Genomic DNA, 26,367 nt, shown 5'->3' on the forward strand with positions numbered 1-26,367 from the left:
GATGGCCGAGGACCGCCTGGCGCGGGTGCGCGCTCTCCTGGACGCCGTACGGGCCGAGGGGCGCACGGCGCTCACCGCCCCCGAGGGCAAGGTGCTCGCCGACGCCTACGGGATCGCGGTACCGGGCGAGGAGCTGGCGCGGGACGTCGACGAGGCGGTGGCGAGCGCGGCGCGGCTCGGCGGCCCCGTCGTGATGAAGATCGTGTCGCCGGACATCCTGCACAAGACCGACGCCGGCGGTGTGGTCGTCGGGGTGGAGGGCGCCGCGGACGTGCGGGCGGCGTTCTGCCGGATCGTCGACAACGCGCGCGCGTACGACGCCTCCGCGCGGATCGAGGGCGTGCAGGTGCAGGAACTGCTGCCGCAGGGGCAGGAGGTCATCGTCGGGGCGGTCACCGACCCGACGTTCGGGAAGGTGGTGGCCTTCGGCCTCGGCGGGGTGCTGGTCGAGGTGCTCAAGGACGTGACCTTCCGGCTGGCGCCCGTGGACGCCGGCGAGGCGCTGTCCATGCTGGACTCGATCCGGGCGGCCGAGGTGCTGCGCGGGGTGCGCGGGCAGGCCGGGGTGGACCGGTGGGCGGTGGCGGAGCAGATCCGCCGGGTCTCCGCGCTCGTCTCGGACTTCCCGGAGATCGCCGAGGTCGACCTCAATCCGGTGATCGCCACACCCGAGGGGGCGGTCGCCGCCGACGTCCGGGTGATCCTGGCAACCGACGCGCCGAAGGAACGGCGCCGGTACACGCGCGAGGAGATCCTCACCTCGATGCGCCGCCTGATGCAGCCCTCTTCGGTCGCCGTGATCGGCGCCTCCGACGAGGCCGGCAAGATCGGCAACTCGGTGATGCGCAACCTCGTCGACGGCGGCTTCGCGGGCGAGATCCATCCGGTGAACCCCAAGGCCGATGACATCTTGGGCCGCAAGGCGTACAAGAGTGTCACCGACGTTCCCGGTGAGGTGGATGTGGCGGTCTTCGCGATCCCCGCGCGGTTCGTGGCGGCGGCGCTGGAGGAGGTGGGGCGCAAGCGCGTCCCCAACGCCGTCCTCATCCCGTCCGGCTTCGCCGAGACCGGTGAGCAGGCGCTCCAGGACGAGATCGTGGCCGTCGCCGAGCGGCACGGGGTGCGGCTGCTCGGGCCGAACATCTACGGCTACTACTCGACCTGGCAGGACCTGTGCGCCACGTTCTGCACGCCGTACGACGTCAAGGGCGGCGTGGCGCTGACCTCGCAGTCGGGCGGCATCGGGATGGCCGTCCTGGGCTTCGCGCGGACCACGAAGACCGGCGTGTCGGCGATCGTCGGCCTCGGCAACAAGGCGGACCTGGACGAGGACGACCTGCTGACCTGGTTCGGCGAGGACCCGCACACCGAGTGCATCGCGATGCACCTGGAGGACCTCAAGGACGGCCGCGCCTTCGTCGAGGCCGCCCGGGCGACCGTGCCCAGGAAGCCGGTCGTGGTGCTGAAGGCGGGGCGTACCGCGGCGGGCGCGAAGGCCGCCGGATCGCACACGGGGGCACTCGCCGGGGACGACGCCGTGTACGACGACGTCCTGCGGCAGGCCGGCGTCATCCGGGCGCCGGGGCTGAACGAGATGCTGGAGTACGCGCGCGCGTTGCCGGTGCTGCCCGCCCCCCGGGGCGACAACGTGGTCGTCATCACCGGGGCAGGCGGCAGCGGGGTCCTGCTCTCCGACGCGGTCATGGACAACGGGCTGTCGCTCATGGAGATACCGCCCGACCTGGACACGGCGTTCCGCGCGTTCATCCCGCCCTTCGGTGCGGCGGGCAACCCGGTGGACATCACCGGGGGCGAGCCGCCGTCGACGTACGAGGCGACGATCCGGCTCGGGCTGGAGGATCCGCGCATCCACGCGCTGGTCCTCGGCTACTGGCACACCATCGTCACGCCGCCCATGGTGTTCGCCGAACTCACCGCGCGCGTGGTGGCCGAATTCCGGGAGCGCGGCGTCGAGAAGCCGGTGGTGGCCTCTCTGGCGGGCGACGTGGAGGTGGAGGAGGCGTGTCAGTACCTCTTCGAACGCGGAGTCGTGGCCTACCCGTACACGACGGAGAAGCCGGTGGCCGTGCTGGGCGCCAAGTACCGGTGGGCGCGGGCCGCGGGGTTGTTGGGGGGCGGTTCATGACGTGAGACGGACGGGGCCGGCCGACGGGTGCGCGTCGGCCGGCCCGGGACCCGCGCGCGCACGGAAGGCATGGGACAGGGGGCGCTGGCCAGATCTTTCGACGCAAGGGGTGCAACGACATGACAACCACCGATGTCACACGGGTCGCCGGCTACCGGGAGGTGACCGACAGGAACGGGCGCGTCTACCGCGTGGGCGAGTCCGACATCGACATCATGGGGCGCAAGCGCAAGTGGATGGTGATCCTGCCCTGGATCGGCATGATGGGCATCTCCTCCGCCGAGTACGCGTTCGCGTCCGCCGAGGACACGCTGCACGAGGCCCACCACTGGTCCAGCGGCAGCATCTACTGGATGATGACCGCCTGGGTGTTCTGCCAGGCCGCGGTCGCCTTTCCGGCGGGGCGGCTGCGGGAGAGCGGCAGACTGCCGGCGCGCTGGGCGATGATGCTGGGATCGGTCGGCACGCTGCTGGGATACCTGTCGCTGGCGTACGCGCCGCACGTGGCGCTCGCCTTCGTCGGGTTCGGCGTGTTCAGCGGGATGGGCGCGGGCATGGTGTACGCGACCTGCGTCAACATGGTCGGCAAGTGGTACCCGGAACGCAGGGGCGGGAAGACCGGCTTCGTCAACGGCGGCTTCGCCTACGGCTCGGTGCCGTTCGTCTTCATCTTCCACGGCTACATGGACGGCTCCAACTTCCGCTGGGTGCTGGTCTCGGCGGGTCTCTTCCTCGCCGCCATGGTGGCGCTCGCGGGGTTCTACTTCCGGGACCCGCCGAAGAACTGGTGGCCGGCCGCCGTCGACCCGCTGAACCCGCCGGCCGACCCGCGGGCCCGGCGTTCCCTGGAGAAGAACCCTCCGGCCGTCAAGCAGTACTCCCCGCTGGAGGCCTGGCGGACCGGCCGGGTGGCACTGATGTGGTTCTGCCTCGCCTGCACCTCAGGGGTGAACATCTTCGGTATCGCCTTCCAGGTCGACATCGGCGAGGAGGCTGGCTTCGCGGCCGGTGTCGTGGCCACCGCCATGTCGCTGAAGGCCATCGTCAACGGCACCGGGCGAGGCGTCATCGGCTGGCTCTCCGACCTCTACGGCCGCAAGCAGTGCCTGCTCTACGTGTGCGCGATCCTGGGCCTCGCCCAGTTCGGCATCATCCTGTCGGCGGAGATCAAGAACCTGCCGCTGTTCCTGCTCTTCTCGGCCGTATCCGGTTTCGGCGGCGGTGCCATCTTCCCGATGTTCGCGGCGCTGACGGCGGACTACTTCGGGGAGAACAACAACGCCACCAACTACGGGATGGTCTACAGCTCCAAGCTCGTCTCCGGTCTGGGCGCGGGCATGGGTTCCGTGGTCGTCGCGGCGTGGGGCTACAACGGCGCCTACACCCTGGCCGGGTGCATATCGATCTTCGCCGGGTTCGTGGCCCTGGGCCTGCGTCCGCCGGGACGGCCGAAGGACAAGCGCATCACGCCCAACCCCCGTCCGCTCGGCGAGGGGTGAGTGAGGGGCGAGCCGACACAGCCTCCCTCGTACGGACCGGGGCGGCCCCTCCCGCAGTGCGCGGAAGGGGCCGCCCGGTCCGTGTCGCGGGTCAGTGGCGGCGCTTGCGCAGGGCCGCCAGGCCGTCGTAGCTGATCTTGGCCTCGCGCAGTGACTGCGCGGGGTCGGTTGCGCTCGGGGAGTTGTCGTCCTCGACCATCGGGTTGTGGTAGTTGCGCTGTCCGACGCGCGAGAAGAACGTCGTGTAGTCGATGACCCCGGTCCCGAAGGGCACCATGTCGTAGCCCATGCCGTTGGTGGTGCTGACCACGCCGTCCTTGGCGTGGAACAGCGGGTAGCGCCGGTTGTTGCGGGCGACCAGGCCGGCCGGGTCGAAGACGTTCTTGCGGGTGGAGCCGTCGTGCGCGGTGTACTCGTGGAACTTGTACTGGGCGACGTGCGCCCAGAAGATGTCCATCTCCAGCCAGACCACCCTCGGGTCGGTGATCTTGAGGAAGTACTCCAGCTTCCGGATGCCCGAGCTGCGGGTCGGCCTGCCCTGGTCGTCCAGCGGACCGCCGTCGAGCAGGAAGCCGTAGGCGCTGTCGTGGTTGTGGGTGTAGAGCTTGATGCCCTCCCGGTGGGCGATCGCGCCGAGGGTGTTCCACTTGTCGGCGGCCACGTCCCAGTCGGCCCGGTAGGAACTGCCGGTGGGGTCGCCGCCGGTGCCCATGTGGTCCATGCCGAGGATGTTGGCGATCTCCAGGTGCTTCTTGAAGGTGTCCTTGTCGGCCTGGGTCAGCGGCCAGGAGGACGGGATGAAGCCGTGGTTGCCCTGGGCGCGCAGGCCGTAGTCGTCGAGCCAGGAGCGCAGCAGCCTGGCGCCCTGGACGGATTCGAGGCTGGCGCCGCCCGGTGCGTTGGCGTGCTGGTTGTAGCCGGCGAACTCCACCTGGCGGTAGCCGTGGCGGGCCAGCTGCTTGAAGACCTCGCGGAAGCCCGACGGCAGGTCGGAGGCGAGGGGGTCGCGGGCGGTGGCGTCGCGGACGGTGTAGAGGATGATGCCGCGCTTGTCGGCGGGGACGAGGACCTGCCCGTGCCCGTGGTCGTGCCCGTGCCCGTGGTCGCGGTCTCTGCCGCCGCCGTGGGCGAGGGCCGGGGAGGCACCGAAGACGGGGGCCGCGACGGCTCCGGCCGCCACGGCGGTGCAGGTGCTGAGGAAGCGGCGCCGGCCGACGCCGAGGCTGCGGCGCAGGCTCTCGCCCGGGCCGTCGGCGGCCGGATCGGTGCCGGCGTCGGTGCGGGAGGGGTCGGTGAACGGGGTCACGGGTGCCTGCCTTCTGGGTCGTGGCCTGCGCCGATGCGGCTCGGGCGGGCCGTTGTCAGTGCCGTGTGTTTCACTCTCAGTAGTCGGATCTCGGCGGGCGTACCGAGGGTGCGTCAGTCGAGTCCGGCCAGCCGGAGCAGGAGTTGTTTCACGTCGGTGGCCGCGACGCGGTCTCCGACAGCGCGGGGGGTGGAGCAGATGAGGAGCGGACCGTCGTCGTCGCTCGCGGGGAGGCGGCCGTGGCTGCCTCGAATAGGTGAGGCGTCCAGGGGCACGACCGCCATGCGGTAGCGCATGCCGAGCTTCTTGCGGGCCAGCGCGCCGGCGGCCTTCACCTTGACGTAGGGGTCGAGCGGATCCATGAACAGCTCGACCGGGTCGTAGCCGGGTTTGCGGTGGATCTCGACGAGCTGCGCGAAGTCGGGCGCGCGGTCGTCGTCGAGCCAGTAGTAGTACGTGAACCAGGCGTCCGGCTCCGCGACGGCGACGAGTTCACCGGCGCGCGGGTGGTCGAGGTGCTGGGCCTTCTTGCCCTCGTCGTCGAGGAGTTGCGCGATGCCGGGCAGCCCGTCGAGGGCGGCGCGGGTCGCGTCGAGGTCCTCGGGACGGCGGACGTACACGTGGGCGATCTGGTGGTCGGCGACCGCGAAGGCGCGGGAGGCCATCGGGTCGAGGTACTCCATGCCGTCCTGGGTGTGCACGTCGAGCAGTCCGGCGCGGCGCAGAGCGCGGTTGATGTCCACGGGCCGGCTGACGGGGGTGATGCCGTACTCGGAGAGCGCGACGACGGTGCGGCCCTCGGCGCGGGCGTCGTCGAGCAGCGGTGCCAGGGCCGCGTCCAGGTCGGCGGCGGCTTTCAGGGAGCGCGGGTCGTCGGGGCCGAAGCGCTGCAGGTCGTAGTCGAGGTGAGGGAGGTAGCACAGGGTCAGGTCGGGGTGCCGGCTGGCCATGATGTGCCGGGTGGCGTCGATGATCCACTGGCTGGAGACCAGGTCCGCTCCGGGTCCCCAGAAGTGGAAGAGGGGGAAGGTGCCGAACTTGTCGGTGAGTTCGTCGTGCAGGGCCGGGGGCCTGGTGTAGCAGTCGGGTTCCTTGCGGCCGTCGGCGTAGTAGACGGGACGGGGGGTGACGGTGATGTCGGTGTCGGCGCCCATGGCGTACCACCAGCAGATGTTGGCGACCGTGTAGCCGGGGTGGGCGCGGCGGGCGGCGTCCCAGAGTTTGTCACCGGCGACGAGCCCGTTGTGCTGGCGCCACAGCAGGACGTCGCCGAGTTCGCGGAAGTACCAGCCGTTGCCGACGATGCCGTGTTCGGAGGGCATGGTGCCGGTGAGGAAGGTGGACTGCGCGGCGCAGGTGACGGCGGGCAGGACGGTGCCGAGCGGCGCGCGGGACCCGGCCTGGCCGAGCTGCTTGAGGTGGGGCATGTGGTCGAGGAGACGGGGGGTGAGGCCGACGACGTCCAGGACGAGCAGGGGGGTGGGCGCGCCGGAGGAGGCGGGTCGGGTCATGGCAGTTCCTTCAGGCCGAGGTCCGTCAACAGGTCGCGGGCGAGGGTCAGCTCGGCGGCGATGCCGTCGGTGAGCTGGGCGCGGGCGCGGGGCCGCAGCTCGGGCGGGAGGGCCTGCCAGGTGTAGGTCTCGACCTCCAGATGGCGGGTGAGGGGGTGCGGGCCGCCCACCAGCCGGGTCAGCGCGGTCTTCAGGACGGGGAGGGTGGAGGTGAGGGGCGCGGCGGGGGCCGCGTGCAGGGGGACGTGGAAGTGCGCGCGCCAGGGCGCGCTGTCTGGCAGCGGGCCGCCGTCCGCGAGTGCTTCGTCGAGGTCGTCGGTGCCGTGCAGGCCGCCGGAGGGGGTGGTGGTGCGGGTCTGGTGCAGGAAGCGCGGCTCGGCGAACGCGGCGAGGGCTTCGCGGACCGCGGGGTCGGCGGGGTGTTCGGCGTGCAGCGCGGCGGACAGCTGGGACTTGACGACGGGTACGCGGGCGGCCGCGAGGGCTTCCAGGGCGGTGTGCGGGTCTTCGAAGGAGGTGGCGAGGTGGCAGGTGTCCACGCAGACGCCGATGCGCTCGTGCGCGATGGCGGTGAGCGGGGCGATGGCGTCGTGGGTGGTCTCGACGACGCAGCCGGGTTCGGGTTCCAGGCCGACGCGGATGGAGCGGCCGGTCAGTTCCTGGAGGGCGTCGAGGCGTTCGGCGAGGGTGACCAGGGCGGCGCGGGCCTTGTCGGCGCGGGTGTCGTCGTAGGCGGTGCGCCAGGCGAGCGGCAGGGTGGAGATGGTGCCGTCCGTGACGTCGTCGGGCAGCAGTCCGGCGAGCAGGCGGGCCAGGGAGGTGGTGTGGTCGAGGCGTTCGGGGTCGGCCCAGTCCGGCCGGTAGACGCGGTACTTGACCTCCTGGGAGCCGAAGCCCTCGTACGGGAAGCCGTTGAGGGTGACGACCTCCAGGCCGCGCCGGTCGAGTTCGCCGCGCAGGCCGCGCAGCGCGGCGGGGTCGGTGACCAGGGCGTGGGCGGCGTCCCGGGCGAGCCACAGCCCGATGCCGAGGCGGTCGCGGCCCAGCCGCCGGCGGATCGGCTCGCAGTGGTCGCGGAGCTGGGCGAGGACGCCGTCGAGGGTTTCGGCGGGATGGACGTTGGTGCAGTAGGCGAGGTGGACGGTGGAGCCGTCGGGGTGCCGGAAGCGCATCGTTCACTCCCCGCCGCGCAGGATGGAGTTCCCCTCGTGGGTGGCGTCGCCCGCGGCCACGTCGAGTGCCAGGCGCCCGCTGAGCCCGTAGAAGGCGACAGGGTTGCGCCACAGCACCCGGTCCACGTCGTCCTCGGAGAAGCCCTCGGCGAGCATCAGATCGCCGACCTTGCGGGTCTTCAGCGGGTCGCTCCTGCCCCAGTCGGCGGCGGAGTTCACCAGGACCTGCTCGGGGCCGTACTCGCGCAGCAGGGCGACCATCCGGGTCTCGTCCATCTTGGTGTCGGGATAGACGGAGAAGCCGAGCCAGGCGCCGCTGTCCTTGGCCTCCTTGACGGTGGTCTCGTTGAGGTGGTCGACCAGCACCCGCTCCGTCGCCAGTGCGGACTCCCGGACCACGTCGAGAGTGCGGCGCAGACCGGCGAGCTTGTCGCGGTGCGGGGTGTGCACGAGGGCGGGCAGGCCGTGGTCGGCGGCGAGCTGGAGCTGGGTGGCGAGCGCGGTGTCCTCGGCGGGTGTCATCGAGTCGTAGCCGATCTCGCCGACGGCCACCACGCGGTCCTTGACGAGATAGCGGGGCAGTTCGTCGAGGACGGGCAGGCACCGGGGGTCGTTGGCCTCCTTGGGGTTGAGGGCGATCGTGCAGTGGTGGGCGATGCCGTACTGGGCGGCGCGGAAGGGTTCCCAGCCGAGCAGGGCGTCGAAGTAGTCGCGGAAGGAGTCGGGAGAGGTGCGGGGCTGGCCCAGCCAGAAGGAGGGTTCGACGACGGCGCGGACGCCGGCGGCGTGCATGGCCTCGTAGTCGTCGGTGGTCCGGGAGGTCATGTGGATGTGGGGGTCGAAGATGCGCATCAGGACTCCTTGCCGTGGGGGTCGGCGGTGCCGGGCGCGGGAGGCGCGGACTCGGTCAGGGCCAGGACGCGGTGCAGGTCTTCGGGGACGGTGCGGTCCGCGGCGGTGCGTTCGGCGGCGTAGTCGGCGAGCATCCGGGCGAGTTCGCCGTCGCCCCGGGCCCGGCGGGCGAGGTCCGCCACGCTGTCGACGGGGACGCCGGTGAACAGGCACTTCAGTACGGCGTGGCGCCACTGGTGCGCGTCCAGGTGCCGGGCGGCGTAGGGGCCGAGGGCGGCGGCGACGAGCCGGGTGTCGTTGGTGCGCAGGGCGTCCTCGACGAGACCGAGCGCGTCCGGTCCGGGCACGAGGTGGGGCAGGGCGTGCAGGACGGCGCGGCGTTCGTCGGCGGTGCCCTGGGTGTAGACGCGGGTCAGGGCGTCCGTGTCGGCCCGGGCGGCGTGCAGGACGAGGACGCGGGCCGCGTCGGCGTGGGCGGGCCCGCAGCGGCGGCCGGCCTCGGCGAGGCGCAGCTCCCACACCGAGATGGGGCCGTGGGTGCCGGGGTGGGCGGCGGCCTCGTCGAGGGCCTGGTCCAGCCAGGCGCGGGCGGCTCCGCCGAGCCGGGCGGACAGGGCGGTGCGCAGGTCGGCGGGCGGGACGTGGGCGGGGGTGGTGCCCTGGGTGTCCTGACCGCCGGGTGTGCCTTCCGCGTCCTGGGTGTGGGGGGTGACGTGGGCGGCGTGCGGCTGCGTCATGGGGTGGCTCCCTTCAGTGGGTGGCGGAGGGCTCGCCCGAGCGGTCGGTGCGCGGTGGCGACGCCGGTGCGGCGCGGCGGAGGAACGGGAGGGAGCGTGCGGCGAAGTGGGGGCCCGCGTGGGAGTGGCGGGGCAGTTCGACGACGGTCAGGCCCTGGTAGCCGGTGGCGGCGAGGGCCTCGAGGACGGGCGGGAAGTCGATCTCGCCGTCACCGAAGGGGAGGTGTTCGTGGACGCCGCGGCGCATGTCCTCTATCTGCACGTGCCGCAGCCACGGAGCGGCGGCGCGCACGCAGTCGGCGGGAGGGAGCGGTTCGAGGCACTGGCAGTGGCCGATGTCCAGGGTGAGGCCGAGCGGTTCGGGCTCGCCGAGGATGCGGCGCAGGGTGTGGAAGTCGGCGAGGGTGGACAGGAGGTGGCCGGGCTCGGGCTCCACGGCCAGGGGGACTCCGGCGGTGGCGGCGGCCTCCAGGACGGGGGCGAGGGACTCGGCCAGCCGCTTCCAGGCCGTGTCCTCGTCCGTGCCGTCCGGGGTGACGCCGCTGAAGCAGTGCACGGCATGTGCGCCGAGGTCGGCGGCGACGCCGACGGCACGGACGAGGAGGCCGGTGCGCCGGGCGCGGTCCTCCGGGTCGGGGTCGAGCAGGGTGGGGCCGTGCTTGCGGCGCGGGTCGAGTACGTAGCGCGCTCCCGTCTCCACCGTGACGTCCAGACCGAGCGCGTCCAGCCGTGCGGCGATCCTGCGGGTGCGGGCGGCGAGGTCGTCGGCGAGCGGGTCGAGGTGCATGTGGTCGAGGGTCAGGCCGACACCGTCGTACCCGAGGTCGGCGAGGAGGGCGAGGGCGTCGTCGAGGCGCAGGTCGGTGAGGCCGTTGGTGCCGTACCCGAAGCGCAGGGGACGCGTGGCGGCTCCCTCCCCCGCCTTGCCCCGGGCCGCAGGAGCGGCACCGGGCTCGATCGGCGCGGCGCCCGGGGCCGCGCTCGGGGTCGCGGTCATGTGATGCTCACCTTCCTCATGGCGGCCCTTCTCGCGAAGCGGCGGCCGGCCGGGGCGAGGGCGGCGACCAGGAGCGACGTGGTCCGCGCGCCGGAGCGGGCGGCGAGCGCGGCCTGGAGCGGGACGGTGGCCCGGATGCCGCCGCCCACGGCGCGCTGGGTGAGCGGGGGCGAGGGGTTGAGCACGGCGTGGAGATAGGGACGGGCGGCCGTCGCGGTGTAGGCGGCGGCCAGGGCGGCCGTCAGGGCGGCGGTGGCGGCGGGCGCCGGGGTGGAGCCCGGCAGGCCGGGGGCGGCTGCTGCCCGTCGGCCTGCCGGGAGTCGGGTGCGGCGGCGGGCGACCAGACCGGTCAGTACTCCCGTCGTCGCGAGGGCGGCCAGCGGGGCCAGGACCGAGCCGCCGGTGGTTTCCCGGCGGGAGACGGCCGTGACCGCGAGGGTGTGGCTGCCGAGCAGCGCGGCCGACGGCAGGGCCGCTCGGGTGCCGCCGCCGGTCGCGGCCGCGCCCAGGAGCAGGTCGAGGCCGCGGGCCGCCGCCATGGCCGCAGGACCGGCCGGCGTGTGCTTCAGGGCGAGGTCGTAGGCCCAGACGGTGGCGGCCAGCGGCGCGGCCACCGCGAGGGCCGGCCGTCCCGCGCCGGCCGCCAGCGCCAGCCCGGCTCCGGTGAGCGCACCGGCCGCGGTGAGCGCGGCGGCGGGGCGGATGCGTCCCGAGGGAAGGGGGCGGTGCGGGCGCTCCGCGGCGTCCTCCGCGCGGTCGGCCCAGTCGTTGAGGGCCATGCCGGCCTCGTACAGGCACAGGGAGGAGCCGATGGCGAGCAGGGTGCGGGGGCCGGGGCGTGCACCGGCCGCCGCCGCGCCGGCCAGGGCGTCGCCGGGGACGGTGAACAGGGCGGGCAGGCGCAGCAGTTCGGCCCAGGCGCCGGCGCGGGAGGTGGCTGCGGGTGCCTCGGCGGACGCGGGCGGTCGTGCCGTGGCTCCGCAGGCCCCTCCGGGTGCCCGCGGGGCGTCGGCCGGCGCGGGTGGCGCACCGGCCGTGCCCTGCGTCGTGGCGACGGTGCGGCTCATCGCCCCGCCTCGCGCGCGCCGCCGGCGTGCCCCACGGGCCGGACGGGCCGGTCGGCCGGGCCGTCCCCGGCGTCTCCGGCGTCCCGGGCGTCCCGCACGCCGTCCGCCAGCCGTCCGGCGAAGCGTTTCAGCTCTTCGTACTGCTCGGCCAGGGAGGACGGGCCGTCCCCCACCGGGTCCTTGAAGTAGAAGCCCAGTTCGCCCAGCGGACCGGTCAGGCCCCTCTCGTGCGCACGGGCGACGAGGCGGGCCAGATCGAGGACGAGTGGCGCGGCGAGCGACGAGTCGCAGCCCTGCCAGGTGGTCTGGAGGACCATGCGGGCGCCGAGGAAGCCGTCGAAGGCGATGTGGTCCCAGGCCGTCTTCCAGTCGCCGAGCGCGGGGACGTCGTCGATGTGGACCTCGCCCTCGACGGGGGCGCCGAGGGTGTCGGCGAGGACGCGTTCCTTGCCGGCGTTCTTGGCCGCGGCGGCCGCCGGGTCGGCGAGGGCGGCTCCGTCGCCGCCGCCCAGGAGGTTGGTGCCGGACCAGGCGCGCACGGCGAGGGCGCGCTGGGCGAACATCGGGCCGAGCACCGAGCGCAGCAGGGTCTGGCCGGTCTTGCCGTCACGGCCCGCGTACGGCACGCCGGCGGCCTCGGCGAGTGCGGTCAGCGCCGGGTGGTGCAGTCCCGTGGACGGCGTGAAGTTGACGTACGGGCAGCCGGCGCGCAGGGCGGCGGCCGCGTAGAGGGAGCTGGCGGGGAGGGCGCCGCCGGTGGGTGCGGGCTCGGTGGAGGCCACGTTCACCACCACCGTCCGGTCCACCCCCGTACGTCGGGCGAAGTCGGTGATGTCCGCGGCGAAGGCGGCGATCAGTTCCGCCTCGTCACGGGTGTCGCCGGGCAGCGGTCCGCCGGTACGGATCTCGCGGTCGGCCGCGGCGAGTTCGGCGCCGACGGCCGAGGGAAGCCCGTGCGGCAGCACGCCCCCGGCGGCCAGGGCCTCGGCCCGCTTGGGCAGGGGGCAGTCCACGGTGTCGTGACCGCCGAAGACGAGGGACGAGAGCGCGGGCAGGCCGGCTTCGGCGAGGTCCGGGGTCTCGGTGACCATGCCGGTCGGGGGGTTCAGCCCCGCGGTCACGGCGGCGCAGCCCGCCACCACGGTGGTGGCGACGGAACCGCGGGCTCCGATCAGCCAGACACCGGTACGGGAGCCGTGGGAGGAAGCAGAGGGGGACGCGGACATGGGCAGCCTCCTTGTCGAGCGCGTCGAACACACACGAGCGGTGGTACGGCCGGCACAAACAGCCGGGGCGGTGCAGCCGGAGGGGTACGGGACCGGGTTTCGGCCCCGGGTTTCGGTCCGGGGGTTTCGGCCCGGGGTTTCGGTCCGGGGGTTTCGGCCCGGGGTTTCGGTCCGGGAGTTCCGGTCCGGGGTGACGGCGGGCGGAGGTCCGGCGTCCTCCGCCCGCCGCCGTTCCGGTCGCCCCTGGAGGGTCGCTCCCCGAGGGAGGTCACCTCTCAGGGGCGGGGCGCCCTAGGAGGGCAGTTCCTTGAGCTGGATGTTGCGGAAGGAGACCTGGTCGTCGCCGCCGTGGTTCTGCAGGCCGATGTAGCCGTCGGTCAGGCTCCGCTCGGGGTCCTTGTTGGTGAAGTCGTTGATCTTGACTCCGTTGAGGAACACCTGGAGGCGTTCGCCCTGGACCTTGATCTCGTAGGAGTTCCACTGGCCGGGCGGCCGCAGCACCTGGTCACGGGCCTTGATGTTCGCCGCCTTGAACGTGTAGATCGCACCGGTGGTGCGGTCCACGGCGTCCGTGGCGTCGATCTGGATCTCGTAGCCATTGTTCACCGCGGACCAGGGGTCGTCGGAGGCCGGGAAGCCCACGAAGACGCCGGAGTTGTCGTCGCCCTGCATCTTCCAGTCGAGCTTGAGGGAGTACGACTTCAGCTCCTTGGCCTGGTACCAGAGCAGGCCCATGCCGCCCTCGGACTCCAGGGCGCCGTCCTTGACGTTGAACTTGCCGGGACCGGCCTGCTTCCACCCTTCCAGGGTCTGGCCGTTGAAGATGTCCCGGTAGCCCTTGGCCGGCTTGCAGTCCGCCTTGACCTGGCCGGTGGCGTACTGCATGCCGCCGAGCAGGTGGCCGCGGAAGGACTCGTCCGCGTAGGACTCCTTGGTGTGGCCGAGTCCGGTGTAGAAGGAGCGGCCGCCGCCGTAGTTCTGGCACCAGGCGATCGGGTGGTCGCCCTTCATGGTGCCGCCGGAGTAGGTCGTCTCGTCGAGGGTGGCGAGGACCTTGGCCTGCTCGCGCGGGTTGGTGCGGTAGTTGTACAGCTCGTCGGTGCGCTCCCAGGCGTCGTCCAGGTGCGCGGTGGCCGGGTGGTCGTGGTCCTCGACGCGGACGGTGGCCTTCTGGATGGCCGGGTGCGAGTCGAAGTAGGCGCCGACGAGGCCGCCGTAGAACTCCCAGTCGTACTCGGTGTCGGCGGCGGCGTGGATGCCCATGTAGCCGCCGCCGTTCTTGACGTAGTTCTCGAACGCCTTCTGCTGGTCGGCGTTGAGGACGTCACCGGTGGTGGAAAGGAAGGCCACCGCGTCGTACTTGGCGAGGTTGGCGGTGGTGAACTGCCCGGCCTCCTCGGTCGCGGTGACGGAGATGCCGGCCGGGGTGCCCAGCTCCTTCAGGGCGGCGACGCCCGCCGGGATGGAGTCGTGCCGGAAGCCCGCGGTCCTGGAGAAGACCAGGACCTTCTTGCCGGCCGTGAACGCCTCCTTGGAGAACTCGAAGTCGTCGAGGTCGAACAGCGCGCCCTCGCCGCCCCGGAACACCAGGTAGACGTCGGTGGTCTTCTTGGGCAGGGCCCGCAGCGGTACGTCGACGTTCTGGAAGGTCTCCCAGCTGCCGGTCGGCGGGATGTACGCCGAGCCGTGCAGCGGGCCGGTGGGCGAGCCGGTGCGCACCTCGACGTAGCCGCCGGCGCCGCCGGAGGAGGCCCGTACGGTCAGCTTCTTCTGCCCGTCGAACTTGTAGGGGCTGAAGGAGATCCAGTCGCCGTCGTCGATGTTGCCGACGGTCTTGCCGCCGTTGGCGCCGGTCTTGTCGATCGGCGACACGCCCTGCTGGGCGGTGAAGTGCTCGGCCTGGCGGTGCGGCGGCTGGATCACGGTGCGGGCGGTGCCGGTGAGGGCCTCCTGACCGTTGGCCCCGCCGTCGGTGTAGCTGGCGCCGACGACGCCGTAGATGTTGGCGTTGGGGTCGTGGCCGCCGTCGCCGGGCGGCGGGTTCAGGGTGCCCTCACAGCCCATCTCGCTGGTCAGCTCGTGGGCGTGGGAGTCGTGGCCGAGGCTGTAGGCGACCTTGACCTTGGAGCAGTCGATCGTCTCCTCGGGGTCGGTGACCTTCACCTTGAAGGGGATGGGCTGCCCCATGGGGAGCAGGGTGCCGTTGCCGGGGGTCTCGATGACCACCTTGGGCTCGGTGTTGCCGACCACGATCCGGACGCTGGCGTGGCCGGTGTTGCCCTCGGGGTCCGTGGCCGTGAAGGTCGCGGAGTAGGTGCCGACCTTCTTGTACTTGTGGGTTGGCGTGAGGCCCTCGCCCTCGGTGCCGTCGCCGAAGTCCCAGCTGTAGGTGAGGTCCGGGGAGTCTGCGTCCTTGGCGGAGCCGGTGAAGGCGACCTTCAGGCCGGCGGCGCCGGAGGTCTTGTCCGCGCTGACCTCGGCGATCGGGGAGAAGCCGTCCGAGGCGTTCTCGATCCGGTACAGGGCGGAGTCCTTGTCGCCCTGGAACCAGGACAGGCCGTAGTCCAGGACGTAGAGGGCTCCGTCGGGGCCGAACTCCATGTCCATGATCTGGGTGCCGGTCCACGGGAAGTCGTTGATTTTGGCGACCGCGCCGTCCTCGGTCTGCTCGATCCGCTTGATCCAGCGCCGGCCGAACTCACCGGCGAAGAAGTCCCCGTCGTATTCCTCGGGGAACTTGACCTTGGAGTCGAGGTCGGGGTCGTAGCGGTAGACCGGGCCGCCCATCGGGGACTCGGAGCCGCTGCCGAACTCGGGCACGGAGTCGTCGTCGTACGGGATCCACGCGGCCTGCGCGGGCGGCAGGTCGGTGAGGCCGGTGTTGTGCGGCGAGGTGTTCTTCGGGGCGGCGCAGTCGAAGGTCTCGCCGGAGGCGCCGGTGGCGAAGTCGTAGTCGACGTACGGGTCGTTGTCGCCGGTGCAGAAGGGCCAGCCGAAGTTGGCGGCCTTGGTCACCTTGGCGAACTCGACCTGTCCGGCCGGGCCGCGCTTCGGGTCGGCGGCGCCGGCGTCGGGGCCGTAGTCACCGACGTAGACCGTGCCGGTCTTCTTGTCGACGCTGATCCGGAACGGGTTGCGGAAGCCCATCGCGTAGATCTCGGGGCGGGTCTTCTCGGTTCCGGGCTCGAAGAGGTTGCCCTCCGGAATGGTGTACGAGCCGTCCTCGGCGACCTTGATGCGCAGGAGCTTGCCGCGCAGGTCGTTGGTGTTGCCGGCGCTGCGCCGGGCGTCGAAGGCCGGGTTGCGGTCCGGGCGCTCGTCGATCGGCGCGTAGCCGTCGGAGGCGAACGGGTTGGAGTCGTCACCGGTGGACAGGTAGAGGTTGCCCTCGGCGTCGAAGGCGATGTCGCCGCCGACGTGGCAGCAGGTGCCGCGGGAGGCCGCGACGTCCAGGACCTTCTTCTCGCTGGCCATGTCCAGCGTGCCGTTGGCGTTCAGGACGAAGCGGGAGAGGCGGTTGACGCCGTCGAACTTCTTGAAGTCCTCGGCGGTGCCGTTCTCCGGGGCGTCGCCCGCGGGGGTGTCGAGCGGCGGGGCGTAGTAGAGGTAGATCGCCCGGTTGTTCTCGAAGTCGGGATCGATGCCGACGCCCTGCAGACCTTCCTCGTCGTGGTTGTAGACGGGGATCTTGCCGGCGACCTTGGTGACGCCGCCCTGGTCGGTCAGGCGCAGCGTGCCGTCGCGGGCGGTGTGCAGGACGCTGCGGTCGGGAAGCACCGCGAGCGACATCGGCTCGCCCATCTCGGGTTCGCCCTTGGCGAGCGGCACCTGCTGGAACTGTCCCTCGGCGGCCGCCGTCTCGTCGTGCTCCGGGTGGCCCGGGTGGGCGCCGGCGACGGTGGCCGGGGCGCCCACGGCCAGCAGCAGGCCGGTGAAGAGGGCGAGTGTGGTGCGAAGCCTGGGACGCCTTGCGGTCCTGGTGGCTTTGAGTCTGGTTCTGTGCACGAAGTCCCTCCGGGAACGGGGTGGGCCGTATGGGGATGGGTGCGGAGACGTGCGATGCGGGCGCCGGGGTGCGCCGTCACCCCGGGGGCGTGAGTGTCCTGAACACTTCAGGGACGGTAACCGCGTTCTTCCGGGGCCAACACCCCTTGGACCGTGACTGGTTGAACTTTTTCCCAGCTCAGGACAAAGCAGGATCCGGGCAGCCCGGACCGGGCACCGGCGGCTGTGCCGGTCCCCGGTCCTGACCTGCGGTCGGGCGTGCGGTCAGCTGTTGAAGGCCGCGTCGAAGGACGCGCTGGGCGGCTCGAAGTCGAAGGACTTGAGACGGGTGAGGGCCTCTGGCGCGCCCTGCAGCCGGTCCATGCCGGCGTCCTCCCACTCGACGGAGACGGGCCCCTGGTAGTCGATGGAGCGCAGCATGCGGAAGACGTCCTCCCAGGGGACGTCGCCGTGCCCGGCCGACACGAAGTCCCAGCCGCGCCGCGGGTCGCCCCACGGCAGGTGGGATCCGAGCCGCCCGTTGCGGCCGTCGAGGCGCTTGCGGGCCTCCTTGCAGTCCACGTGGTAGATCCGGTCGCGGAAGTCCCACAGGAAGCCGACCGGGTCGAGGTCCTGCCACACGAAGTGCGAGGGGTCGAAGTTCAGGCCGAAGGCCGGCCGGTGGCCGACCGCCTCCAGCGCGCGCTGGGTGGTCCAGTAGTCGTAGGCGATCTCGCTGGGGTGGACCTCGTGGGCGAACCGCACGCCCTCGGCGTCGAAGACGTCCAGGATCGGGTTCCAGCGGTCCGCGAAGTCCTGGTAGCCGCGCTCGATCATCGACTCGGGGGCGGGCGGGAACATGGCGACCAGGTGCCAGATGGCCGAGCCGGTGAAGCCGATGACGGTGTCGACGCCGAGGCGGGCGGCGGCCCGCGCGGTGTCCTTGATCTCGGCCGCGGCGCGCTGCCGCACGCCCTCCGCGTCGCCGTCCCCCCAGATGCGGGCGGGCAGGATGGCCTCGTGGCGCTCGTCGATGATGGCGTCGCAGACGGCCTGGCCGACCAGGTGGTTGGAGACGGCCCAGCACTTGAGGCCGTACTTGTCGAGCAGCTGGTGGCGCGAGTCCACGTAGGAGGGGTCGGCGAGGGCCTTGTCGACCTCGAAGTGGTCGCCCCAGCAGGCGAGTTCCAGACCGTCGTAGCCGAAGTCGCGGGCGAGGCGGCAGACCTCCTCCAGGGGAAGGTCCGCCCACTGACCGGTGAAGAGTGTGAAGTTGCGCGGCATGTCGCTGCCAGCCTCCTCAGGGGATCTGGGTGTAGACGGAGTTCTTCTCGGCGCTCTCCTCCACGGCCGCGAGCACCCGCTGCACCTGCAGCCCGTCGGCGAAGGAGGGTTCGGGCCTGCGGCCCGCGGCGACGGCGTGCACGAGGTCGCGCGCCTGGTGCACGAAGGTGTGCTCGTAGCCCAGACCGTGGCCGGGCGGCCACCAGGCGTCCAGGTAGGGGTGCTCGGGTTCGGTGACGAGGATGCGCCGGAAGCCCGCGTGCTCTCCGGGCTCCGTGGCGTCGTGGTACTCCAGCTCGTTGAGCCGCTCCAGGTCGAAGGCGAGCGAGCCGCGCTCGCCGTTGAGTTCGATGCGCAGGGCGTTCTTGCGGCCGGTGGCGTACCGGGTGGCCTCGAAGGAGACCAGGGCGCCGGACGTGAGGCGGCCGGTGAACACGGCGGCGTCGTCGACGGTGACCTGCCCCGCCGCGCCGTCCGCCGAGTCCGCGGTCAGTCCCCGGGCGGCGCCGGCGGGCAGCGGGCGTTCCCGCACGAAGGTCTCGGTGAGGGCGGAGACGCCCGCGATCCGCTCCCCCGACACGTACTGGGCGAGGTCGACGATGTGGGCGCCCAGGTCGCCGAGCGCGCCCGACCCGGCCAGCTCCTTGCGCAGCCGCCAGGTCAGCGGGGCCTTCGGGTCGACCAGCCAGTCCTGGAGGTACGTCACCCGCAGGTGCCGCAGGCGGCCGACGCGCCCCTCGGCGACCATCCGCCGGGCCAGCGCGGTGGCCGGGACCCGGCGGTAGTTGAACCCGACCATCGCCAGTTGCCCGCGGGCTCCGGCCTCCTCGGCGGCGCGGGTCATCGCCTGCGCCTCCTCCACGGTGTTGGCCAGCGGCTTCTCGCACAGGACGTGTTTCCCGGCGGCGAGCGCGGCGAGCGCGATCTCGGCGTGGCTGTCCCCGGGCGTGCAGATGTCGACGAGGTCGATGTCGTCCCGTTCGATCAGGGCCCGCCAGTCGGTCTCGGTGCTCGCCCAGCCGTGCCGGTCGGCCGCGAGGCGGACGGCGTCGGCGTCCCGCCCGCAGACGGCGGCCAGTACCGGGTTCAGCGGCAGGTCGAAGACCCGGCCGGCGGTGCGCCAGCCCTGGGAGTGCGCGGCGCCCATGAAGGCGTAGCCGACCATGCCGACGCGCAGGGGCGCTCTGGTCGCGGACGCCCCCGTCGCCGCCCCGGCCCCGGCGCCGGTATCGGTCCCGCTGTCGGTCCCGGCGGCTGCCTCCTCGGCGCCGGCCCCCTCGGGCTGCTGCGGCTGTCCCATGCGGATGTCCTCCTCGTCGTGGTGGCGCGGTGGGGGTGGGCCCCGCCCCGGCGGACCGGCTGGTCGGGCCGTCGCCGGGGCCAGGTCCCGTCGTCGGGCTCCCGTCGTCCGCCCGGCGGGCGCGGAGCGGACGGGAGTCCGACAACGGGGCCTGGACCCGTCACTTGAAGCCCGTGGACATGTACTGGTCGACGTTGTCCTTGTCCACGACGGCCGAGTAGCAGGTGACGGTCGAGGGGATCTCGAACTCGGCGAGACCGCTGACGCCCTTGCCCTGGCCGAGGGCGCGGGCCAGGTCGATCGCGGAGGCGGCCATGGTCGGCGGGTACAGGACCGTCGCCTTGAGCACGCCGCTGTCCGCCTTGATCGCCTGGAAGGCGGAGAGCGCGCCCGCGCCGCCGACCATCAGGAAGTCGTCGCGTCCGGCCTGCTCGATGGCGCGCAGAGCGCCCACTCCCTGGTCGTCGTCGTGGTTCCACAGGGCGTCGAAGTCCGACTGGGCCTGGAGCAGCTGGGCCATCTTGGCCTGGCCCGACTCCACGGTGAACTCGGCGGCCTGACGGGCCACCTTCTTGATGTTGGGGTAGTTCTTCAGGCCGTCGTCGAAGCCCTGGGTGCGCTGCTGGGTCAGCTCCAGGTTGTCGATGCCGGCCAGCTCTATGACCTTGGCGTCGGGCTTGTCCTTGAGCTTCTCGCCGATGTAGTGGGCGGCGTTGAGCCCCATGCCGTAGTTGTCCCCGCCGACCCAGCAGCGGTACGCCTGGGGGCTGTTGAAGATGCGGTCCAGGTTGATGACCGGGATCCCGGCCCGCATCGCCTTCAGGCCGACCTGGGTGAGCGCCTTGCCGTCGGCCGGCAGCACCACCAGGACGTCGACCTTCTTGTTGATGAGGGTTTCGATCTGGCCGATCTGCTGCGCGGTGTCGTTGGAGCCCTCGGTGACCTCCAGGGTGACTTCCGAGTACTTCTCCGCGCGCTTCTTGGCCTGGTCGTTGATGGCGTTGAGCCAGCCGTGGTCGGCCTGCGGGCCGGCGTAGCCGATGGTGATCGGCTTGCCGGGCTTGTCGTCGGCGGCCGGCTGCGTGTCCGCGGCCTTGTCGTCGCCGTCGTCGGGGTCGTTGCTGGTGCACCCCGTGAGGACGGCACCGGCGGACACGGCGGCGGCTCCGAAGAGCAGCCCTCTGCGACTCGTGAGCTTCGTCATGACGGTGAACCCTTTCCTCAGTGCGTGCTTGCGGTACGGCGCTGGACCAGCACGGCGGCGACGATGATCGCGCCCTTGGCGATCTGCTGCACGTCGGTCTGCAGGTTGTTCAGGGCGAAGATGTTGGTGATCGTGGTGAAGATCAGGACGCCGAGCACGGAGCCGAGGATGTGGCCCCGGCCGCCGGTCAGGAGGGTGCCGCCGATGATCGCGGCGGCGATGGCGTCGAGTTCGTAGAGGTTGCCGTTGGTGTTCTGGCCGGAGCCGGCCAGGACGATCAGCAGGAAGGCCGCGATGCCGCAGCACAGCCCGGACAGCAGGTACAGGTAGAGCCGCTGGCGGCGGACGTCGATGCCGGCCAGCCGGGCGGCCTCCGCGTTGCCGCCGACCGCGACGGTGCGCCGGCCGAAGGTGGTCCGGTTGAGGACCAGCCAGCCGATGACGGTGACGGCCGCGAACACCAGGACCAGCGGCGGGATGCCGAGGACGTAGGCGTCGCGCTCGCCGAGGTCCAGCACGCTGGAGACCGTGACGACCTGGGTGCGGCCGTCGGTGATCTGGAGCGCGAGGCCGCGCGCCGAGGCCAGCATGGCGAGGGTGGCGATGAACGGGACCATCTGGCCGAAGGCGATGAGCACCCCGTTGACGAGGCCGCAGCCCACGCCCACCACGATCGCGGTGAAGAGGATGCCGAAGAACCCGTACTCCTGGGTGGCGACCGTCGTCGCCCACACCGAGGCGAGGGCGACGATGGCGCCGACGGACAGGTCGATGCCGCCGGAGACGATGACGAAGGTCATGCCGACGGTGACGACACCGATCACGGACGCCTGGGTGAGCACCAGCTGGAGGTTGCGGGTGTCGAGGAACGCGTCGGGCTGGGTGATGCCGCCGATGAGGACCAGGACGGCGAGCACGCCGAGCAGGGTGAGGGTGCGGACGTCGGCGCGGCCCAGCCGGACCCGCCAGTCGGGCGGGCCTTCCACCGGTGCCGCCTTGTCGGTGCCGCCCCGTGGCGGGGACACGTGCTGCGTCATGACGCCGGGCTTCCTTCCATCACGAGGTCGAGTACGCGGTGTTCGTCGAGTTCGCGGGCGGGGGCCTCGTGCACGACGCGGCCCTCGCGCAGCACCAGTACGCGGTCGGCGAGGCCCAGCACCTCGGGCACCTCGCTGGAGACCAGCAGCACGGCGAGGCCCTCGTCGGCGAGGCGCCGGATGACGGCGTACAGCTCGGCGCGGGCGCCGACGTCGACACCGCGGGTGGGTTCGTCGAGCAGCAGCACCCGGCAGCCGCGCAGCAGCCAGCGGGCGAGCACCGCCTTCTGCTGGTTGCCGCCGGACAGGGTGCGCACGGGCACGGACGGGTTGTCCGGCCGCAGCGACAGCTCACGGGTCGCCTTGCGGGCCGCGCCCAGCTCGGCGCCGCGGTCGATCCAGCCGCCGCGCGAGAAGCGGGACATGGCGGAGACCGAGACGTTGCGGGTGACGGACTCCAGCATCAGCAGGCCCTGCGCCTTGCGTTCCTCGGGGGCGAGTCCGAGACCGGCGCGTACCGCGGCCCGCACACTGCCGGGCCTGAGCGGGCGCCCGTCGACCAGGACCTGGCCGGTGTGCGCCTTGCGGGCGCCGTAGACGGTCTCCAGGATCTCGGACCGGCCGGAGCCGACCAGCCCCGCGAGGCCGACGATCTCACCCGGTCGCACGTCGAGGTCGAGCGGCGCGAACTCGCCGTCTCTGGACAGCCCTTGGACCTTCAGCACGGGTTCGCCCACGGGGGGCGCGGCGGGCCGGTCGGGGAAGACGTACTCGACGTTGCGTCCCGTCATCAGCGCGACCACCTCGCGGGTCGGCGTCGACTCGGCGGGCAGCCCGCCGGCCACCGCCCGGCCGTCCTTGAGGACGGTGACCCGGTCGCCGATGCGGCGGATCTCCTCCAGGCGGTGCGAGATGTAGACGACGGCGACACCGTCGGCGGTGAGGTCGGCGACGATGCGGAAGAGGTTGTCGACCTCGTCCGGGTCGAGCGCGGCGGACGGTTCGTCCATCACGATCAGCCGTACGTCGTGCGAGAGTGCCCGCGCCATGGAGACGATCTGCTGCTGGGCGGCCGACAGGTCCCCGACCAGCCGCCCGGGGTCGACCTCGGGATGCCCCAGCCGCTTGAGCAGCGCGGCCGTCGACGCCTTGGCCGTCTTTCCCCGTACGACGAAGCCGGCGGCGGTCGGTTCGTGGCCGAGGTGGACGTTCTCGGCCACCGACAGGTGCTCGACCAGGTCGAGTTCCTGGTAGATGGTGGCGATGCCGAGGCGCATGGCGGCGATGGGCGAGCGCAGGGTGACGTCCTCGCCCCGCCAGCGGATGGTGCCGGTGTCGGGCTGGTGGGCGCCGGCCAGCACCTTGATGAGGGTGGACTTCCCGGCGCCGTTCTGGCCGAGGAGGCAGTGCACCTCACCGGCCTGGACGTCGAGGTCGACGCCGTCGAGGGCCCGGACTCCGGGGAACGACTTGGTGATGCCGGACATGCTGAGCAGCGGTGGTTCTGGTGCCATGTGAGGTCCCCTCGGCGGGCTTGCGGGCCGGTGTCAGGGCAGAACGGAGCAGGGCAGGGCGAAGCAGGGCACAGCGGTGCCGTGCGGATGGGAGTGGGCCGGATCAGGACGGAGCTGAACGGAGCAGGGCAGGGCTGGGCTGGGCGCTGTGCTGGTGGTGCTCGGGAGCGAACGTGGCTACGCGGGTGAGAACAGGTGGTCGCTGATCAGCCGGGCCGCGCCGATGACTCCGGCGGTGGGGCCCAGCTCCCCCAGGACGATGGGCAGGTTGCCGGTCGCCAGGGGCAGCGACTGGCGGTAGACCTGGGTGCGGATCGCGGCGAGCAGGTTGTGGCCGAGGCCGGTCACCCCGCCGCCGATCACCACCAGGCCCGGGTTGAAGAAGCTGACCAGGCCGGCGATGACCTGGCCGGTGCTGCGGCCGCCCTCCCTGATCAGGTCCAGCGCGGTGGCGTCGCCCGCGGCGGCAGCGGCGGCGACGTCGGCGGCGCTGAGGCCCCCGCTCGCCTCCAGCCGGTTCGCGAGCTCGGCCGACCGGCCCTGCTGGGCGGCCTCCATGGCGTCGCGGGCCAGGGCCGCGCCGCTGAAGTGGGCCTCCAGGCAGCCGCGGTTGCCGCAGGCGCACTGGCGTCCGTCGGGCACCGCCTGGATGTGCCCGATGTCGCCCGCGCTGCCCGTGGTCCCGCGGTAGACCTCCCCGCCGACGACGATGCCGCAGCCGATGCCGGTACCGATCTTGACGACGAGGAAGTCGTGCTGGGTGCGGGCGACGCCCGCGTGCTGCTCGCCCAGCGCCATCAGGTTCACGTCGTTGTCGACCATGACGGGACAGCCGAGTTCCTGGCTGAGCGCCTCCCGCACGGGGAAGCCGTCCCAGCCGGGCATGATCGGCGGAGCCACCGGCACGCCCTCGGGGAAGCGGACCGGCCCCGGGACGCCGATGCCGGCGCCGTCGAAGCCCTCCGCGAGCCCGGAGGCGCGCAGCTTGGCGGCCATGGACAGCACCTGCTCGAAGACCGCGACCGGGCCCTCGCGCACGTCCAGGGGCTGGTTGATGTGCCCCAGGATCTCCAGCTCGGCGTTGGTGACGGCGACGTCGACCGAGGTCGCGCCGATGTCGACGCCCAGGAAGCGCAGTTCGGGATTGAGGCGGACGTTGTGGCTGCGGCGCCCGCCGCGCGAGGCGGCGAGTCCGTCGGCCACGACGAGGCCGGTCTCCAGCAGCCGGTCCACCTCGACGGCCAGTTTGGACCTGGAGAGGTCGACCTGGTCGCCCAGCTGGGCACGGGAGTTGGGCCCGCCGTCGCGCAACAGCTGGAGCAGTCGCGCTTGGTGGGCGTTCGCGGGTCGTGCGGTCATGCGTCTCACGAGCCCCTCCCCGCCTCGATCGGCCTTGGGTCCGCCGGTTTCCGGCCACGTCCTCCGGTCACTGGACGACCGGCTTTCGTGGCGTGCTTTCGGAGGGAACGTAGCAGTGGGCGCCGGGCGTGGGAAGAAGTCACGCATGAATTGCTGCCAACTTTCTCCACTGAGTGGACAAAGAAGGAGCCGGCACCGGACGCCCCGGACGCGCCGAGGCCGCCCGGCGATGGTGCCGGACGGCCTCGATCAGGGCTCTGACCTGGTGGTTCTCCGCGCGCCTACGATGTCTCGCGCGCGTGGTAGGAGCGACGGGTGTGTTCCGTGTGCTCGCGCATCAGCCGGGTCGCCGACTGCTCGTCCCGGTCGGTGATGGCCGCGATCAGCCTGCGGTGCTCGTCCCAGGACTGCCGGCCGCGCTGCCGGGCGACCGGCGTGTAGTACCAGCGGACCCGGCGGTCGACCTGTGCGGCGAGTTCGGCGAGGACCGCGTTGCCCGCCAGCTCCATGACCGTGCCGTGGAAACGGGCGTTGCAGGCGACCGCGGCGTCCACGTCGTCGTCGGCCACGGCCCGCTCCCCCTCCTCGCACAGCTCCTCCAGCACGGCGATGCCGGCACTGGAGGCGTTGGCGGCGGCCAGCCGCGCGGCCTCGGCCTCCAGGAGCGTACGGACCGTCAGGAGCTGGTCCGCCTCCTCCTCCGTCGGCTCGTGCACGAACGCGCCCTGCGCGGGGCGCAGATCGACCCAGCCCTCGGTGTTGAGCCGCTGAAGCGCCTCGCGCACCGGCTGCCTGGACACCCCGAGGTGACCGGCCAGTTCGCTCTCGACGAGGTGCTGGCCGGGCCGCAGGGCCCGGGTGGTGATGAGTTCGAGCAGCGCCTCGTAGACACGGTCCCGCAGCGGGCCGGGCCGCTCCAGCTTGGGCACCGCGCCCTGCGGCAGTCCTGCGGACAACATCGGACCCCCCTCGACGACCGGCACGCGACCAGTACGGGCAGTACGGGCAGTATCGATTGTCTTTCGTCTACAGTCTACGGCGCACCGGCCCTCCTGGGCCGGGTGTGTAGGCCACGTCACATGACGGGACGGCGCGGGGTGTTCAGGGGCAGCGGACGACCTGTCCGGCGTAGGAGAGGTTACCGCCGAAGCCGAAGAGCAGCACCGGGTCGCCGGTGGTGATCTCGCCCCGCTCCACCAGCTTGGACAGCGCCAGCGGGATGCTCGCCGCCGAGGTGTTGCCGGACTCGACGACGTCGCGGGCGACGACGGCGCCGACCGCGCCGATCTTCGCGGCGAGGGGTTCGATGATGCGCAGGTTGGCCTGGTGCAGCACGACCGCGGCGAGGTCGGCCGGCGCGATGCCGGACCGCTCGCAGGCCTGGCGCGCGATGGCGGGCAGCCGGGTGGTCGCCCAGCGGTAGACGCTCTGCCCCTCCTGTGCGAACCGCGGCGGTGTGCCCTCGATGCGGACCGCGTTGCCCATCTCGGGCACCGAGCCCCACAGCACGGGACCGATCCCCGCCTCCTCACCCGGCGCGCAGCCCTCCACGACGGCGGCGCCCGCCCCGTCGCCGACCAGCACACAGGTGGTGCGGTCGGTCCAGTCGGTCACCTCGGACATCTTGTCCGCGCCGACGACCAGCGCCCGGCTCGACGACCCGGCGCGCACGGCGTGGTCGGCGGTGGCCAGGGCGTGGGTGAAGCCGGCGCACACGACGTTGACGTCCAGCGCGGCGGGGCCGGGGATGCCGAGGCGGGCCGCGACGCGGGCGGCGGTGTTCGGGGAGCGGTCGATCGCGGTGGAGGTGGCGACCACGACGAGGTCCACGTCGGCGGGGGCGAGCCCGGCCGCCGCGAGCGCCTTGGCGGCGGCGTGGCCGGCCAGTTCGTCGACCGGCTCGTCGGGGCCGGCGATCCGGCGTGTACGGATACCCACCCGGCTCGTGATCCACTCGTCGCTGGTGTCGACCATGCCCGCCAGGTCCTCGTTGGTGAGGATCCGGGCGGGCTGGTAGTGGCCGACGGCGGTGATGCGGGAGCCGTGGTGCATGGGTGGAGCCTCGCTGACCTCGGGTACGGGATCCACCAGTGTGATCAGTGACCGACGGGTACGACGGCAGGTGATACGACAGGAAACCGGCGCCCGGCTTGTCGGCTTCGGTCAGCACCC

General features: G+C 72.4%; 19 protein-coding genes. 2 read left to right on the forward strand and 17 right to left on the reverse strand.

The window, feature by feature from the left end:
- The first annotated feature begins 1 nt into the window (after window position 1).
- Window positions 2–2,146: an acetate--CoA ligase family protein gene (locus ACIBCJ_RS12910; RefSeq protein WP_365978038.1), complete on the forward strand. Its 2,145-nt coding sequence runs from the start codon at window positions 2–4 to the stop codon at window positions 2,144–2,146.
- 119 nt (window positions 2,147–2,265) lie between these two features.
- Window positions 2,266–3,645, forward strand: coding sequence for an OFA family MFS transporter (locus ACIBCJ_RS12915; RefSeq protein ID WP_362093901.1), 1,380 nt, complete (start codon window positions 2,266–2,268; stop codon window positions 3,643–3,645).
- 91 nt (window positions 3,646–3,736) lie between these two features.
- Here the strand turns inward: ACIBCJ_RS12915 and ACIBCJ_RS12920 are convergent, their stop codons facing one another.
- The 17 genes from ACIBCJ_RS12920 to ACIBCJ_RS13000 all read right to left on the reverse strand — a co-directional run bounded on the left by ACIBCJ_RS12920 (window position 3,737) and on the right by ACIBCJ_RS13000 (window position 26,247).
- Window positions 3,737–4,951, reverse strand: a complete 1,215-nt coding sequence (locus ACIBCJ_RS12920) for a sugar phosphate isomerase/epimerase family protein (protein ID WP_362093898.1) — start codon at window positions 4,949–4,951, stop codon at window positions 3,737–3,739.
- A 113-nt stretch (window positions 4,952–5,064) separates the two neighbouring features.
- Entirely contained in the window at window positions 5,065–6,462 is a 1,398-nt protein-coding gene (locus tag ACIBCJ_RS12925) for a nucleotide pyrophosphatase/phosphodiesterase family protein (RefSeq protein WP_365978039.1), read from the reverse strand.
- Complete coding sequence (eboE, locus tag ACIBCJ_RS12930) at window positions 6,459–7,634, reverse strand: metabolite traffic protein EboE (protein ID WP_362505038.1); 1,176 nt, start codon at window positions 7,632–7,634, stop codon at window positions 6,459–6,461. Before eboE ends, ACIBCJ_RS12925 begins: the two co-directional genes overlap by 4 nt.
- Window positions 7,635–7,637: 3 nt before the next feature.
- A complete protein-coding gene (locus ACIBCJ_RS12935; protein ID WP_362093890.1) occupies window positions 7,638–8,486 on the reverse strand; it encodes a TatD family hydrolase in 849 nt (282 codons plus the stop codon).
- Window positions 8,486–9,223: an EboA domain-containing protein gene (locus ACIBCJ_RS12940; protein WP_362093887.1), complete on the reverse strand. Its 738-nt coding sequence runs from the start codon at window positions 9,221–9,223 to the stop codon at window positions 8,486–8,488. Before ACIBCJ_RS12940 ends, ACIBCJ_RS12935 begins: the two co-directional genes overlap by 1 nt.
- A gap of 13 nt (window positions 9,224–9,236) precedes the next feature.
- A complete protein-coding gene (locus ACIBCJ_RS12945) occupies window positions 9,237–10,220 on the reverse strand; it encodes a sugar phosphate isomerase/epimerase family protein (RefSeq protein ID WP_365978040.1) in 984 nt (327 codons plus the stop codon).
- A complete protein-coding gene (locus tag ACIBCJ_RS12950) occupies window positions 10,217–11,287 on the reverse strand; it encodes an SCO3242 family prenyltransferase (RefSeq protein WP_365978041.1) in 1,071 nt (356 codons plus the stop codon). The genes ACIBCJ_RS12945 and ACIBCJ_RS12950 overlap by 4 nt, the downstream gene beginning before the upstream one ends.
- On the reverse strand, window positions 11,284–12,513 hold the full coding sequence (locus ACIBCJ_RS12955) for an inositol-3-phosphate synthase (RefSeq protein WP_365978042.1): 1,230 nt from the start codon (window positions 12,511–12,513) through the stop codon (window positions 11,284–11,286). Before ACIBCJ_RS12955 ends, ACIBCJ_RS12950 begins: the two co-directional genes overlap by 4 nt.
- A 291-nt stretch (window positions 12,514–12,804) precedes the next feature.
- Complete coding sequence (locus ACIBCJ_RS12960) at window positions 12,805–16,518, reverse strand: ThuA domain-containing protein (protein ID WP_365978043.1); 3,714 nt, start codon at window positions 16,516–16,518, stop codon at window positions 12,805–12,807.
- Window positions 16,519–16,782: 264 nt separating this feature from the next.
- Entirely contained in the window at window positions 16,783–17,781 is a 999-nt protein-coding gene (locus ACIBCJ_RS12965) for a sugar phosphate isomerase/epimerase family protein (protein WP_362093871.1), read from the reverse strand.
- Window positions 17,782–17,797: 16 nt separating this feature from the next.
- Complete coding sequence (locus ACIBCJ_RS12970) at window positions 17,798–19,081, reverse strand: Gfo/Idh/MocA family oxidoreductase (RefSeq protein ID WP_365978045.1); 1,284 nt, start codon at window positions 19,079–19,081, stop codon at window positions 17,798–17,800.
- Window positions 19,082–19,241: 160 nt separating this feature from the next.
- Window positions 19,242–20,285: a substrate-binding domain-containing protein gene (locus tag ACIBCJ_RS12975; protein ID WP_133889213.1), complete on the reverse strand. Its 1,044-nt coding sequence runs from the start codon at window positions 20,283–20,285 to the stop codon at window positions 19,242–19,244.
- 17 nt (window positions 20,286–20,302) lie between these two features.
- Entirely contained in the window at window positions 20,303–21,322 is a 1,020-nt protein-coding gene (locus ACIBCJ_RS12980; protein WP_362093864.1) for an ABC transporter permease, read from the reverse strand.
- Complete coding sequence (locus ACIBCJ_RS12985) at window positions 21,319–22,836, reverse strand: sugar ABC transporter ATP-binding protein (RefSeq protein WP_365978047.1); 1,518 nt, start codon at window positions 22,834–22,836, stop codon at window positions 21,319–21,321. Before ACIBCJ_RS12985 ends, ACIBCJ_RS12980 begins: the two co-directional genes overlap by 4 nt.
- A 177-nt stretch (window positions 22,837–23,013) precedes the next feature.
- Window positions 23,014–24,195 carry an ROK family transcriptional regulator gene (locus ACIBCJ_RS12990; RefSeq protein ID WP_133889216.1) on the reverse strand — a complete coding sequence of 394 codons (1,182 nt, stop codon included), beginning with the start codon at window positions 24,193–24,195 and terminating at the stop codon, window positions 23,014–23,016.
- A gap of 281 nt (window positions 24,196–24,476) precedes the next feature.
- Complete coding sequence (locus ACIBCJ_RS12995) at window positions 24,477–25,154, reverse strand: GntR family transcriptional regulator (RefSeq protein WP_362093858.1); 678 nt, start codon at window positions 25,152–25,154, stop codon at window positions 24,477–24,479.
- Between the two features lie 142 nt (window positions 25,155–25,296).
- Window positions 25,297–26,247, reverse strand: coding sequence for a beta-ketoacyl-ACP synthase III (locus tag ACIBCJ_RS13000; RefSeq protein ID WP_362505056.1), 951 nt, complete (start codon window positions 26,245–26,247; stop codon window positions 25,297–25,299).
- Window positions 26,248–26,367 lie beyond the last annotated feature (120 nt).

This window comes from Streptomyces sp. NPDC051136, assembly GCF_044455745.1.
Classification (GTDB): domain Bacteria; phylum Actinomycetota; class Actinomycetes; order Streptomycetales; family Streptomycetaceae; genus Streptomyces.